The following is a 13,545-nucleotide window of genomic DNA, read 5'->3' as shown; positions in this document are numbered from 1 at the left end:
GTCCGGAGATCGACGACGAGAGAGCGTGCCGTGCGACTGATCGTGAGCGCCACCGCTGAACGGGGCGGCGAGCTGGTCGACGTGGTGCTCGAGTGCGCCCCGGGCTCCCTCGTGCGCGACGTGGCGCACGCTCTCGCCGAGCGGCTCGAGACCACCGAGCAGCGCGTCGTGCCGCGCGGCTCGGGGCACCTCGGCGTCGTCGAGGTCGTCCCGGCCGCGCAGGCCGCTCCCTCGCTCTGGTGGCACGGGCGCGAGCTCGACCCGGCGCAGACCGTCGAGAGCTCGCCGCTGCGGCACGGCGCGGTCGTGGGCCTCGGGGTCGACCCGGGCGACAGCTGGCACGAGCCCGGTGGCTCGTGCGAGGTCCGGCTCGTCTCCGGGGTCGACGCCGGCCGGGTGCACCGGCTCGCGCTGGGCCGCCACGAGATCGGCAGCGCGCCGAGCGCGTCCGTCCGCGTCGAGGGCGCCGACGTGCCCGCCTGCGCGGTCGTGCTCGACGTGGCGCTCGACGGCTCGGTCACGGTCGAGCCGTCGGCCGCCGTGGCGGGGGCCGTCCGTCCCGCACCCGTGCGGCGCCGTCCGCTCGACGGCCCCATCGTCGTGCGCCGCGACCTGCCCGACTCCCCGGCGCCCGCACGCGGTCGCGCGCGCGGGAAGTACGCCCGCAGGCTGCTCGAGGCCCGCCGTGGGCTCGAGGGCATCACCGAGATCGACCCCGAGGTCGACCGCCCGCTCGTGCACGTCGACCGGGAGGCCCTGACCGAGCGGCGCGCGTGGGCCCCGGGACAGTCGCTCGTCGTCGGGGACGTCGTCCTCGAGGTCGCCGACGTCAGCGCCCCCGACGCGTCGCTCTCGCTCAGCCCGATCGGGGCGACGCTCGACTACAACCGTCCGCCGCGCCTCCTGCCGCCGCCGCGGACCACGGAGTTCCGCCTGCCGAGCGAGCCGCGGACCCCCGACAAGCAGCGCTTCCCGATCGCGATGATGGTGATGCCGCTGATCATGGGCGCGGGGATGTACTGGTTCACGCGGTCGCCGTACGCGCTCCTGATCATGGCGCTGTCGCCGGCGATGGCGGCGTCGAACTTCTTCTCCTCGCGCGGCCAGGGGCGCACGCAGCACCTCGAGGCCGTGCAGACGTTCGTGCAGCGCACCGCGCGGATCGAGCAGCAGGCGTACGACGCGCTGACGGCCGAGAGCGCCGCGCGTCGGGGTGAGCTTCCCGACCCCGGTTCGGTGCTGCTGTTCGCGACGGGTCCGCGCGCCCGGCTCTGGGAGCGACGACGGACCGACCCCGACTGGATGCTGGCCCGGGTCGGCACCGCGGACGTCCCGAGCGAGGTGTCGCTCAACGACCCGGCACGCGAGGACCACGAGAAGGTTCTGCACTGGACCGCGTCCGACGTCCCCGTGGCGGTCCCGCTCGCGCGCGCGGGCGTCACCGGCGTCGTCGGGACGGGTGACGCCCGCCGTCAGGTGGCCGCGTGGATGCTCGCGCAGGTCGTGACGGCGCACTCGCCGGCGGACGTGTCCGTCGTGCTGCTGGCGGACCAGGAGGGCGACGACGCGTGGTCCTGGGTCCGCTGGCTCCCGCACGCACGACGCGACGCCGGCCCGGTCGTGGCCGTCGGCAACGACGAGGAGACCACCTCGCGCCGGATCGCGGAGCTGCTCGACCTGGTCGAGCGCCGCCGCGCGGCCGCGAAGGACGGGCCGCGGATGGGCGGCGGGGCGTTCGGCGGTGGCGGTGGGCTGCTCCCGCCGCCGGTGCTCGTGGTGCTCGACGGCGCCCGGCGCATCCGGCTCCTCCCGGGGCTGGTGACGCTGCTGCGCGAGGGGCCCGGCGTCGGGGTGTACTTCCTGTGCGTCGACGAGCAGGAGCGGCAGCTCCCCGAGGAGTGCCAGGCCGTGGTCGTGGTCGACGGCGCGGGCTCGACCGTGTCGGTGACCGGGGAGCAGCCGGTGGACGGCGTGCGCGCGGACCTGGTGCCGCGCGGCTGGTTCGAGCAGCTCGGGCGGTCGCTGGCGCCGGTCCGGGACATCAGCTCCGAGGACCTGGCCGGCTCCCTGACGTCCACGTCCCGGCTGCTCGACGTGCTCGAGCTGGACCCGCCGGACGCTCGCACGATCGCGCACGGCTGGGCCGCGGGCGGGCGCACGACGAAGGCGGTCATCGGCGAGTCGACCGAGGGCCCCTTCACGGTGGACCTGCGCGCCGACGGCCCGCACGGCCTGGTCGCCGGGACCACCGGCTCGGGCAAGTCGGAGCTGCTGCAGACGCTGATCGCGTCGCTCGCCGTCGCCAACCGGCCCGACGAGATGACGTTCGTGCTCATCGACTACAAGGGCGGCGCGGCGTTCAAGGACTGCAGCATGCTGCCGCACACGGTCGGCATGGTCACCGACCTCGACGCGCACCTGACGACGCGCGCGCTGGAGAGCCTCGCCGCCGAGCTGCGGCGCCGCGAGCACCAGCTGGCCGACGCGGGCGCCAAGGACATCGAGGACTACCTCGCCGGGCGCGAGCCCGGGGACCCGCCGATGCCGCGCCTGACGATCGTCATCGACGAGTTCGCGGCGCTCGTCGCCGAGCTGCCCGACTTCGTCACCGGCCTCGTCGACATCGCGCGACGCGGCCGCTCGCTCGGCGTGCACCTCCTGCTCGCGACGCAGCGCCCCGCGGGCGTGGTCAGCGCGGAGATCAAGTCGAACACCAACCTGCGCATCGCGCTGCGCGTCACCGACCGCAACGACAGCCAGGACGTGATCGAGTCCGGCGACGCCGCGGAGATCCCCCCGAGCCTGCCCGGGCGCGCGTACGCCCGGCTCGGGCACTCGAGCCTCGTCGCGTTCCAGTCGTCGCGCGTCGGGGGCCGTCCGCCCACCGCGACGGGCGGCGGCGCGGTGCACCTCGAGCGCCTCACGTGGTCGGCCGTGGGCCGCCCGATGTCCGCGCCGCGCGCGCAGGCGGAGGACGACATCGACACGCCGACCGACCTCGCCGCGCTGGTCACCGCGGTGCGCTCGGCCGCCGAGCTGGCCGGGGTCGCGGCACCGCCGCCTCCGTGGCTGCCCGCGCTGTCCACGGAGATCACGCTCGACGACGTGCTCGCCCAGGGCGGACCGTCGCTCGAGCGCACCCCGTTCGCGCTGCCGTACGGCATCGTCGACCTCCCGGCGCAGCAGCGTCGCGACGTCGCGGTGCACGACCTCGAACGCGCCGGGAACCTGGCGATCGTCGGTGCACCCCGCTCCGGCCGGTCCACGCTGCTGCGGACGTTCGCCGCCGGCGTCGCGACGCGCCTGTCACCGCGCGACGTGCACGTCTACGGCCTCGACTTCGGCAACAACGCGCTGCTGCCCCTCGTCGCGCTCCCCCACACGGGGGCGGTCGTGACGCGCGACCAGCCGGACCGCGTCGCCCGCCTGACCCGACGGCTGCGCACCGAGATCTCCCGTCGCCAGCAGCTCCTCGCCGAGCAGGCGTTCGCCGACGTCACCGAGCAGCGCGCGGGCAGCGGCCCCGCCCGGCGGCTGCCGTACCTGCTGGTCCTCCTCGACCGGTGGGAGGGGTTCATCCAGGCGTTCGAGGACTACGACGCCGGCGTGCTCATCGACATGTGGACGCAGATCCTCCAGGAGGGCCCCGGCGCGGGCGTCAAGGTCGTGCTCACGGGCGACCGCAGCCTGCTCGTCGGCCGGGTGTCGACGCTCACCGAGGACCGCGTGATGCTGCCGATGGCGGACCCGGGCGACTACGCGGCGGTCGGGATGTCCCCGCGCGAGGTCCCCGAGAAGCTGCCCGAGGGGCGCGCGTTCCGGTCGCAGGGCCGCCAGGAGCTCCAGGTCGCCCTGCTCGACGCCGACCCGTCCGGTCCCGCGCAGGTCGCGGCCCTGCAGCGGATCGCCCGGGCCGCGGTCGAGCGGCACAGCACCGCCGTCGCCGGTGAGCCCGACGCCGCCCAGGTCCCGTTCCGCGTCGACCCGCTGCCCACCCGCGTCACGCTCGCGGAGGCGCGCGCCMTCGGTGGTGCACCGCTGGGCCGGACGGCCGTGCCGGCGGGTGTCGGCGGCGACACGCTCGCGCTGTTCGGGCTGGACGCCGAGGAGCACGGCCCGGGGCTGCTCGCGGTCGGTCCGCGACGCTCCGGTCGCAGCACCGTGCTGCTGACGATGGGGGTCTCGGCGCTCGAGCGCGGGTGGTCCGTCGGGCTCGTGACGCCGCGCCGCAGCCCGCTGCGCGAGCTCGCCGAGCAGCCAGGCGTCGTCGGGACCCTGACCATGGAGTCGACGCGCGAGGAGATCGCCGCGCTCCTGGAGACGCTCGTGCCGTCGGGTGACGTGCCGACGCTCCTGCTGATCGACGACCTGGAGCTGGTCGGCACCGACGGGCCCCTCGCGGACGCGATCGTCGCGCACCTGGGCAACCTGCGGGACCGCCCGGGGCTCATCGTCGGCGCGGGCACCACGGACGAACTGACGAGCGCCTACCGCGGACCCGCCGCGACGATCAAGAAGTCTCGCAGCGGCTTGCTGCTGTCGCCGGCGACGCCGAACGACGGCGACCTGCTCGGCGTGCGGCTCCCGCGCTCGGCACTCGGCGGCGCGAACCCCGGACGCGGCCTGCTGGTCACCGGCGGCGCCTGGCAGCTGGTCCAGGTCCCGGTGCCCTGATCAGGTCCGGCTGACATCATGTGGTTTCGACGTCGAAGGGGGTCCTCCGGTGGGGTTCGCTGAGCAGCAGGAGCAGCTGGGTGCGGTCGTGCGCCGGTTCGCCGAGATCGCGCCGCAGGGGTGGGTCCGCCTCGTCGGCAGCTGGGAGGCGACCCCGGACGGGTCCGGCGGCGTCACGCTGAACTGGATCACGACGGTCGTCGTGCACGGCGGCGACCGCTGGCTCTACGGGCAGGTCGGGTACGACGAGCCCCTGTACGACGCCGTCGCCGACCTCAACGCACTCTCCGCGCAGGACGGTCCGGACAAGCGGTGGACCACCCTGGAGCTCCTGGCCGACCCGGACGGGACGGTCCAGGTGGACTTCGGCTACGACACCCCGAAGCGCAGCCAGGGCATCCTCGACGAGCAGTCGCACGGCCGGTTCGAGCGGTACCTCGACACGTGGGTCGCGGAGCACGGAGCGGTGCCCGCGAGACCTGAGGGCTGAGGGCGTCGTGACGGAGGAGGTCGCGCAGATCCCCAACCCGTACCTCGCGTCGATCAAGCAGCGGCGCGCGCTGGCGGTCCCGGTCGCGGCGGACCTGCGCGACGACCTCGACGCCGTGGTCCGGGCGATGGACGCCGGCGCCTGGCTCAGTCCCGTCGCCGACGCGTTCTACACCGACCTCACCGGGCACAAGCAGGCGCTGACCACGGCGGCGGACGGCGCGATCTCGACGTTCGACTCGGCGGTCCGGTCGCAGCCCGAGCAGGTCGAGCCCGGGGCGTGGCAGACCCGGTGGAGGAACCTGCGGTGAGCATCGCGTCCATCGACCTCGCTCAGATGGCGGCGCTGGTGCGCGCGCTCGAGAGCGCCTCGACCGACGTCTCGTCGCACCGCTCGTCGCTGCGGTCCGGCCTGGAGAGCGTGATGCTCTCCGCCGAGGAGCTCCAGCGGGTCGACGCCGTGAGCACCTGGATCGACGCCCAGCTCCCGGGTCTGCGCCGCCGGCTCGCGCTCGCCCGGCACATCGAGGCGCAGGTCCCCGGGTTCCAGGGGTACGTGCAGCTCGACGAGTCGACGGTGCCGACGACGACGCCCGCCGAGGCGAAGGAGCGCGCGGACCGTGCGGCCCACCTGATCGAGGAGTACGGGTCCGACGAGGACCTCCCCCAGGAGCTCGTCGACCTCCTGGCAGAGAACGGCACCGACCCCTACTTCGCCTACCAGCTCGCGCTGCAGGTCTCGCCCGAGGAGATCGCGGACCTGGTGATCGACGCGTCGAACACGCGGCGGTCACTGGTCCGGAACAGCTCCCTGAGCCCGGACATCGAGGACGTCGAGAAGTTCGACGGACAGTACGAGGCCCTCCTCGACGGCCTCGGCACGACGTTCGGCACCGCGACGCAGGGCACGGGCGACCACGCGCTGCCCCCCGGCTACGCGACGTCCTGGTCCGACGCGATCACCGACGAGAGCCCCGAGACCCTCGGCCAGGCCAGCGCGCTCGGCCTGGTGGTCTCCCGCGGGTCGTTCTCCACCCCCTTCCTGACCACCCTCGCGACCGACGTGTACGACTACGAGCGCCAGGTCGACACCCGGGACATGTGGTACAACCGGGCGCACTCGATGAGCGAGGGCTACGGGGCCATCGACCCCGTGCACGGCGACGAGGAGGGTGCCCCGACCGGGTACACCGAGTACTACGACCCGCTCGCCGGCATCATGGCCGCGGTCGGCCGGAACCCGGAGGCGGCGCACCAGCTGTTCGGCACCGGCCCCACGGTCACCATCGAGGGCGGCGGCAAGTCCGCCACGACGAACGCTTTCCTCGAGTACGTCCTGGTGCAGCGGCGCTGGCCGGTCGACGACGGCGAGGGGTCGAACGCGGCCATCGCGGCGGCGATCACCCCGTTCGAGGGCGGCGACACGATCAGCGCCGCGATCGCGACGGACGCACGCGAGATCTTCGACATCAAGGCCGCGGAGGTCGAGGAGGCGCGGAAGAACCAGAACCCGTTCTCCGACATCGGGCACCTCGTGCTCGACGGGCTCGGCCTCATCCCGGTGATCGGCGAGCCCGTCGACGCGATCAACGGCATCTGGTACCTGGCCGAGGGCAACACCGTCGACGCGGCGCTGTCCGGCGCGGCGCTCATCCCCTTCCTCGGCTGGGGTTCCACGGGCGGCAAGTGGACGAGGCGGGCGCTCCGCGCGGACGAGATCGCGATCCTGGTCGACCGGGGTATCGACATCGACAAGCTCCGCTCGTTCGACGCGACCCTCGACCTCGTGGCCCGGGCCGACGGCCTGCCGATGCCGCACCTGACGTTCACCGACCTCAAGGCGTTCAACCGGGCCGCCAACGCCCCGCACCCGAACGCGATCTACGAGTTCAAGGGCATGGCCTGGGAGACCGACCACCTCGGGCGGACCCGCAGCGTCAGCGGCACGGTCAATCTCGGCGACGGCGGACGCAACAGCAGGCTGACCAGGCTGATCGGCAACGAGGGCCTGCCGACGGACATCGGGTTCCACCTCATCGCGGACTCCCTCGGCGGGGCGACCAACCGGCTCAACGTCCTGCCCGGCAACGGCAAGCCCTACGACGGACTGGTGAACCTCAACCAGGGCCAGTGGGCGAGCATGGAGACCTCGCTGCGCAATGCGTTGAGCGGCCAGACGCCTGGCAAGGTGGAGATCCACGTCGAGCCCCAGTACCGCCCGGGCAACACGAGCACCCGACCGGACGAGTTCAGCGTCAAGGTCAACATCGACGGCGAGATCCTCACCTATAAATGGAGCAACGATGCCCAACCACCACGATGACCCCTCGACGGCGGTCACGCTGAGCCAGGGGCAGTCCGAGGTCGTCGAGCGCATCGCTCGCAGCTTCGCCGCGAGCGCGCCCGCGGGCTGGTTGCGCATCATCTCGCGCGAGGAGTGCTCCGTCGCCCCCGGGAGCACCGGCATCGTCAGCGTGCAGGAGGTCGTGATCGAGACCCCGAACGGTCTGGAGCAGCAGCCGTTCGACCCGTCGAACGACGTCTACTTCGACACCGTGGACCTGTTGCGCGAGCTAGCAGCCCAGTCGCCGACGCAGACGATCGTGATGAACGTCGTCGTCGACCGCAACGGCAGGTACGAGGCGACGTGCTTGGTCGACGTGCCGCGCGTGCTCGTCGGGATCCGCGACGAGACGTCCTCGAAGCCCGTGCACGACTACCTGGAACGGAACCGCGCCGAGCTGACCGCGCTGCTGGGCTGACCCGGCGTCAGTCCGCCGTGACCTCGGTGACCTGACCGTCCTCGACGTGCCAGCGGCGGGTCAGGCGGACGGTCTCCAGCATCCGACGGTCGTGCGTGACCAGCAGGATCGTGCCGTCGAAGCCGTCGAGCGCGGACTCCAGCTGCTCGATGGCGGGCAGGTCCAGGTGGTTCGTCGGCTCGTCGAGGACCAGCAGGTTCACGCCGCGGGCCTGCAGGAGCGCGAGGGCCGCGCGGGTGCGTTCGCCCGGCGACTGCGAGGACGCCGGGCGGTGGATGTGGTGGCCGCCGAGCCCGAACTTCGCCAGCAGGGTGCGGACGTCGGCGGTGGGCCAGTCGGGGACCTCGCGGGAGAACGCGTCGACCAGGGGCTCGTCGCCCTCGAACGCGCGTCGCGCCTGGTCGACCTCGCCGACGAGCACCCCCGAGCCGAGGTCGACGGTGCCGGACGTCGGCTGGAGACGCCCGAGCAGCAGGCCGAGCAGCGTCGACTTCCCCGAGCCGTTCGGACCGGTGACGGCGACACGGTCGCGCCAGTCCAGCTGCAGGTCGACGGGCCCGAGCGTGAACTCGCCACGGGTCAGGACCGCGCGCCGGGCGACCGCGACGACCGCGCCGGACCGGCCCGCGGTCGCGATCGTCATCTGCAGCTGCCACTCCTTGCGCGGCTCGTCGACCACGTCGAGCCGCTCGATCATCTTCTCGGTCTGCCGCGCCTTCGCCGCCTGCTTCTCCGACGTCTGCCCCCGGAAGTTCTTGATGTGCTTGTCGTTGTCCGGCGCCTTGCGACGCGCGTTCCGGACGCCCTTCTCCATCCACGCCCGCTGCATCCGGGCGCGGGCGTTGAGCGCGTCACGACGCGCGGCGTACCCCTCGTAGGCCTCGCGGGCCTGGCGGCGGGCGATCGAGCGCTCGTCGAGGTACGAGTCGTAGCTGCCGCCGTAGGTGGTGACGCGCTGCAGGCTGCGGTCGATCTCGACGACGGCCGTGACGGTACGGCTGAGGAACTCGCGGTCGTGGCTGACGACGACGATCGCGGCCTCGGAGCGGTCGACGAACTCCTCCAGCAGGTCCAGGCCGGCGGCGTCGAGGTCGTTGGTCGGCTCGTCGAGGAGGTACAGGTCGTACCGCGAGAGCAGCAGCGCGGCGAGCCCGACCCGGGCGGCCTGACCCCCGGACAGCGCGGCCATCGGGTGGTCGAGGTCGACCGTGAGACCGAGGTCGTCGGCCACCGTGCCGAGGCGTGACTCCAGGTCGGCGCCACCGAGCGCGAGCCAGCGTTCGAGCGCCTCCGCGTAGGCGTCGTCGGCCCCCTCCTCCCCCGCGCCGAACGCGTCCGCCGCCTGGTCGAGGGCGCTCTGCGCGGGCGTCACGCCGGTCCGGCGCCCGAGGTGGTCGCGCACGGACTCGTCGTCGAGACGCTCGATCTCCTGCGCCAGGTAGCCCAGCTGCGCGTGCGCGGGCGACACCGAGACGCTGCCGCTGTCGGCGTGGCGACGGCCGCCCAGGATCTGCAGCAGCGTGGACTTCCCGGCGCCGTTGGGGCCGACGAGGCCGATGACGTCGCCGGGCGCGACGACGAGGTCGACACCGGAGAACAGCTCACGATCGCCGAACCCGGCCCCCACGTTCTTGGCCTGGACGGTTGCGGTCATGCGGTCATTCTCCTTGCTCGGCGGAGATGTGAAGGTACGCGGGCTCGCGTCGGAAAGCGCGTTCTTTCTCGTCGGGGAAGCGCTTCGACTAAACGCTTCGATGCCCTGTGCTGGGCCCGCCGGGCTGACTAGCGTCCCGAAGGACCCCGACGAAGGAGCTCCCATGAGCCGCCCCACCCGACTCGCGCGGCTGGTCGCCGCTGCCACGGCTGCCATGGTCGGCGCCGGTGTCGTCGCCACCCTGACCGCCGCCCCCGCGAGCGCCGCCGCCAGCTGCTCCGTCACGCAAAAGGTGGCCGCCCAGTGGGGCTCCGGATTCACCGGCGAGGTCACCGCCCGCAACACCGGCGACCGCGTCGACGGGTGGACGCTGACGTGGTCGTTCACCGTCGGCGAGCGGCTCACGCAGGGGTGGATGGGCGTGTTCACGTCGAACGGCGGCGCGGTGACGGTCACCAACCCGTCGTGGTCCCGCGTGATCGAGCCGGGTGCGTCGGTGACCGTCGGCTACAACGCGTCCCACGTCGGGGCGGTCGGGCCGGTCGCCGACGTCCGGCTGAACGGGGTGCTCTGCTCGGGGGGCGGCACCACGCCGACCGCCTCACCGACGACCTCGCCGACCCCCACCCCGACGCCCACCCGCACACCGACTCCGACCCCGACGCCCACCCCGACCCCGACCTCGCCTCCCGTCGCCTGGAACCCGCCGAGCGCGCTCGTCACGCCGCTCGACGAGGTGTGGCGCCACCAGGAGACCACCTACAACAACGGCAACCTCTACGGCTTCCGCAACTACGGCTGGGACCAGGTGATGGCCAACGGCGGCTACCTGAACATCTGCGTCCGCTGGGACTCCGACCAGCCCGTCAGCGCCGCGCTCCGCGACCGCATCCAGGCCAAGTACGCCGAGCAGTACGCGCTCTGGTTCGCGCAGCTGAAGGGCTGGAACGCCTGGCCGTACTCCGAGGTACCCGTGAAGGTGGTCGGCTGGGCCGTGCGCGACCGCAGCCTCCTGCAGTGGACCGACACCAGCGTCGACATCTACGTCAACGACATCCGCGAGGACGCCCCGCAGTGCGCCGAGAACCGAGGCCGGTACTTCCACCAGGACGGCAACTACCCCGGCGGCTCCGCCCGGCACTACGACCAGTCGCTGTGGCTGACCAAGGGCTTCGGCGGCGGAGCCGGTGGCGACTGGGGCCAGCGCATCGGGTCCGAGTACTTCGTCGGAGCCCTCGACAGCGCCAACGTGCACATCCTGCTGCACGAGATGGGCCACACGTTCGGCCTCGACGACTTCTACGACTGGACCCCCACCGGCCAGAGCTCCTTCATCATGAAGGCCGGCTCCGCCTCCCGGATCACCGAGTTCGACTCCTGGATGCTGCGCGACTGGTGGCGCCACCTGAAGTCGCGCTACGGCTACTGAGAGAGGGCGGCGCGCAGGCCGTCGACGAGCGGGGTGGTCGGGCGGCCGATGAGGGTGCGCAGGTCGGCGGTCGCGTCGGCCAGGTCGCCGCGGCGGATGTCGGCGTCGAGCGTCGCGACGAAGCCCGCGGTGCCCTCGTCCAGTCCGGCGTCGACGAGGATCGCGCGGTGCTCGTCGGAGGAGACCTGCTTGGCGACGACGGGGATGCCCAGGACGACCGAGGCCGCCTCGGCGAGCTCGTCGAACGACCACGCCACGTCACCCGTGAGCTCGTAGACACGGCCGTCGTGGGCGTCGCCCACCAGCACGGCCKCCGCACCGGCAGCGAAGTCGTCGCGCGAGGCGCTGGCGACGCGCCCGCCGCCCGTGCTGGTCAGGAGGACACCGGTGGAGCGCGCCTGCTCGACCGCGCCGACGTAGTTCTCCGTGTACCAGTTGTTCCGCAGGATGGTCCACGCCAGGCCCGATGCCGTGAGCAGCTCCTCGGTCGCCTTGTGATCCGGGGCTAGGACGAGCGAGGTCGTGTCGGCGTGCGGGGCGCTCGTGTAGACGACGCGCCGGACGCCGGCAGCCTTGGCGGCGTCGATGACCCGGCCGTGCTGGGCGACCCGCTTGCCCACCTCGCTGCCGGAGATCAGCAGCACCGTCTCCGCACCGGCGAACGCCACCTCCAGCGACGCCGCGTCGTCGTAGTCGATCGTGGCCGTGCGGACCTCCGCGAACCCCTCCGGCTTCCGCGCGGCGGCGACGATCTGGTCGGCGGGCAGCCCACCCGCGAGGAGGTGCTGGACGACGAGACGGCCGAGCTGGCCGGTGGCACCGGTGACGACGACGGACATGAGTGGTTCCTCTCGAAGGCGTTCGCTTGTCGTCGGCCCCAACCTCGGTCCTCCCTGGTACCTTCCCGACCGTCGGTACCCACTTTCGCGTAAGGTACGCACGTGACGGTAAGCAATGAGGTCAGCGTCCTGGACCGCCTCCTGACCGACGGAGTTCTCGCAGCCGCGTGCCCGTCGCGGACCGTGCTCGACCACGTCACCAGCAAGTGGGGCGTCCTCCTGCTGGTCGCCCTGTCCGAACGCACGATGCGGTGGGGCGAGCTGCGCCGGATCGTCGAGGGCATCAGCGAGAAGATGCTCGCGCAGACCCTGCGCACCCTCGAGGCCGACGGGATCGTGCACCGCGAGGTGACCGGCAGCGTCCCGCCGCGCGTCGACTACTCGCTCACCCCGCGCGGGTCCGAGCTGGTCGCACGGCTGCTGCCGCTCATGGAGTGGATCGTGGACAACGCCGACGACATCGTCACCCGACCCGCCTCCGCCCTGTCACAGGAGTTGTCCACAGACGCGTGACCGTCCGTGACGGGTCGTGCCCGTTTTCGGTACGTTCGCCCGCATGCCTTGGTGGAGCGGTCGTCGCGGTGGTGCCCTGATCGTCGTCGCGGTGACTGGGCTCGCCCTGGTGGTCGCCGGGTGCACCGGCGGGACGCCAGTCGCGCCCGTAAGTCCGACGCGGGTGCAGAGTCCGTCACCAACGACCAGTGGAACAGCCGGAGCACCACCAGTGGCCCCGGCCCGGCCCACCGCACTCGACGAACCACCGAGCGTCGACGGCGCGGCGGATGTCGCTGCTTACTTCATCGAGCTGTACCCCTACCTCCTCGCGACAGGTGACCAGAAGGGTTGGCGCGACCTCTCCGACTCCGAGTGCGTCTTCTGTCACGACGTCATCGACGACGCCAACGTCATGGCGGCCGCGGGCCATCGGCGTGAAGGTGGGAGTGTCGACATCAGCGATGTGGTCGGTACCGAGATCGGCGCCGGAAGCTCGTACAGCGTCGAACTGACGATGGTTGAGGCCCCGGCTCGGCTGACGGACCGTGACAGAGCGCCCGTTGATGACTGGAGCGCCGCGACGACCTACCGCACAGTGCTCGTCCTCCTGCACGATGGCGAGGCTTGGTCTGTTCGAGCGGTCGAACCGACAGCCGTCGACGGATGAACTTTCGCGCGATCGCTCTGCTCGGCACGCTCCTCGCACTGATGGTCACCGTGCTGGCTCCGCCCGCAAGCGGCGCTGACGAAGAACCGTCGACGCCGGTGTTCGGCTCTCACACCACGGAGTCGGCCGTCAGAGTCATCGGAGACCTCTTTCGGCGCGACGAGCATGCCCGTCGGACACCCGCGGCGCTCGTTCGACCCGTCCTTCGGGAGTACACCCACGCGGAGCTCTGCGACGTCTCCTCCGCAACACTGACCTCCGACATCGACGGCCCTTGCGCACCGGCGGACGGCGCAACACCAGCGCCCGCGTGCGACCCCGGGCCGCCTGTCCTGCCGCTTTGGCACAGGGATCGAGCCAGCGAGGCGTCCCCGTGGGGTCCGTGGACCTTCGCGACCGGGTGGTCATGCCCGCAGGATGCACTCCCCACCTTCACCGCGGAGGAGTTCCGCCAGCTGCCCATCGCCCCGCAGGTCATCACCATGCAGCCCGACCGCGGCTGGGTCCTGGTCAACAAGGAGACCATCGTCCTGACC

General features: G+C 72.5%; 10 protein-coding genes and 1 pseudogene. 9 read left to right on the top strand and 2 right to left on the bottom strand.

Going from position 1 to position 13,545, the window contains the following annotated elements; translation table 11 throughout:
* Window positions 1–30 precede the first annotated feature (30 nt).
* From ACXJKF_RS21080 to ACXJKF_RS21060, 5 genes are read left to right on the top strand one after another with little or no spacing between them, the layout of a single operon-like run.
* A complete protein-coding gene (locus ACXJKF_RS21080; protein ID WP_456789701.1) occupies window positions 31–4,674 on the top strand; it encodes an FtsK/SpoIIIE domain-containing protein in 4,644 nt (1,547 codons plus the stop codon).
* Window positions 4,675–4,723: 49 nt separating this feature from the next.
* Complete coding sequence (locus ACXJKF_RS21075) at window positions 4,724–5,164, top strand: hypothetical protein (protein ID WP_456789700.1); 441 nt, start codon at window positions 4,724–4,726, stop codon at window positions 5,162–5,164.
* A 7-nt stretch (window positions 5,165–5,171) separates the two neighbouring features.
* Window positions 5,172–5,474: a hypothetical protein gene (locus ACXJKF_RS21070; protein WP_456789699.1), complete on the top strand. Its 303-nt coding sequence runs from the start codon at window positions 5,172–5,174 to the stop codon at window positions 5,472–5,474.
* Entirely contained in the window at window positions 5,471–7,486 is a 2,016-nt protein-coding gene (locus ACXJKF_RS21065) for a DUF6571 family protein (protein WP_456789698.1), read from the top strand. Before ACXJKF_RS21070 ends, ACXJKF_RS21065 begins: the two co-directional genes overlap by 4 nt.
* A complete protein-coding gene (locus ACXJKF_RS21060) occupies window positions 7,467–7,925 on the top strand; it encodes a hypothetical protein (protein ID WP_456789697.1) in 459 nt (152 codons plus the stop codon). Before ACXJKF_RS21065 ends, ACXJKF_RS21060 begins: the two co-directional genes overlap by 20 nt.
* Window positions 7,926–7,932: 7 nt before the next feature.
* Here ACXJKF_RS21060 and ACXJKF_RS21055 read toward each other — a convergent pair whose 3' ends face one another.
* Window positions 7,933–9,579 carry an ABC-F family ATP-binding cassette domain-containing protein gene (locus ACXJKF_RS21055; protein WP_456789696.1) on the bottom strand — a complete coding sequence of 549 codons (1,647 nt, stop codon included), beginning with the start codon at window positions 9,577–9,579 and terminating at the stop codon, window positions 7,933–7,935.
* Window positions 9,580–9,742: 163 nt separating this feature from the next.
* On the opposite strand from ACXJKF_RS21055, the gene ACXJKF_RS21050 reads away from it, so the two are divergent.
* The gene (locus ACXJKF_RS21050; protein ID WP_456789695.1) at window positions 9,743–11,008 is read left to right on the top strand and encodes a cellulose binding domain-containing protein; all 1,266 of its coding nucleotides are present in this window, start codon (window positions 9,743–9,745) and stop codon (window positions 11,006–11,008) included.
* On the opposite strand, the gene ACXJKF_RS21045 is transcribed toward ACXJKF_RS21050, so the two are convergent.
* Window positions 11,002–11,847: an SDR family oxidoreductase gene (locus tag ACXJKF_RS21045; protein WP_456789694.1), complete on the bottom strand. Its 846-nt coding sequence runs from the start codon at window positions 11,845–11,847 to the stop codon at window positions 11,002–11,004. The genes ACXJKF_RS21050 and ACXJKF_RS21045 overlap by 7 nt on opposite strands.
* A gap of 102 nt (window positions 11,848–11,949) precedes the next feature.
* Between ACXJKF_RS21045 and ACXJKF_RS21040 the strand changes: the two genes are divergently transcribed.
* The 3 genes and pseudogenes from ACXJKF_RS21040 to ACXJKF_RS21030 form a co-directional block, all read left to right on the top strand.
* A complete protein-coding gene (locus ACXJKF_RS21040; protein ID WP_456789693.1) occupies window positions 11,950–12,360 on the top strand; it encodes a winged helix-turn-helix transcriptional regulator in 411 nt (136 codons plus the stop codon).
* 211 nt (window positions 12,361–12,571) lie between these two features.
* Window positions 12,572–13,009, top strand: a complete 438-nt coding sequence (locus ACXJKF_RS21035) for a DUF6318 family protein (RefSeq protein WP_456789692.1) — start codon at window positions 12,572–12,574, stop codon at window positions 13,007–13,009.
* Window positions 13,006–13,545 (top strand): annotated as a pseudogene (locus ACXJKF_RS21030) (hypothetical protein); the annotation flags it as partial. The gene ACXJKF_RS21035 and the pseudogene ACXJKF_RS21030, both read left to right, overlap by 4 nt.

It is taken from the genome of Cellulomonas sp. P5_C5 (assembly GCF_054049655.1).
This window is presented reverse-complemented; position numbering and strand designations above follow the sequence as displayed.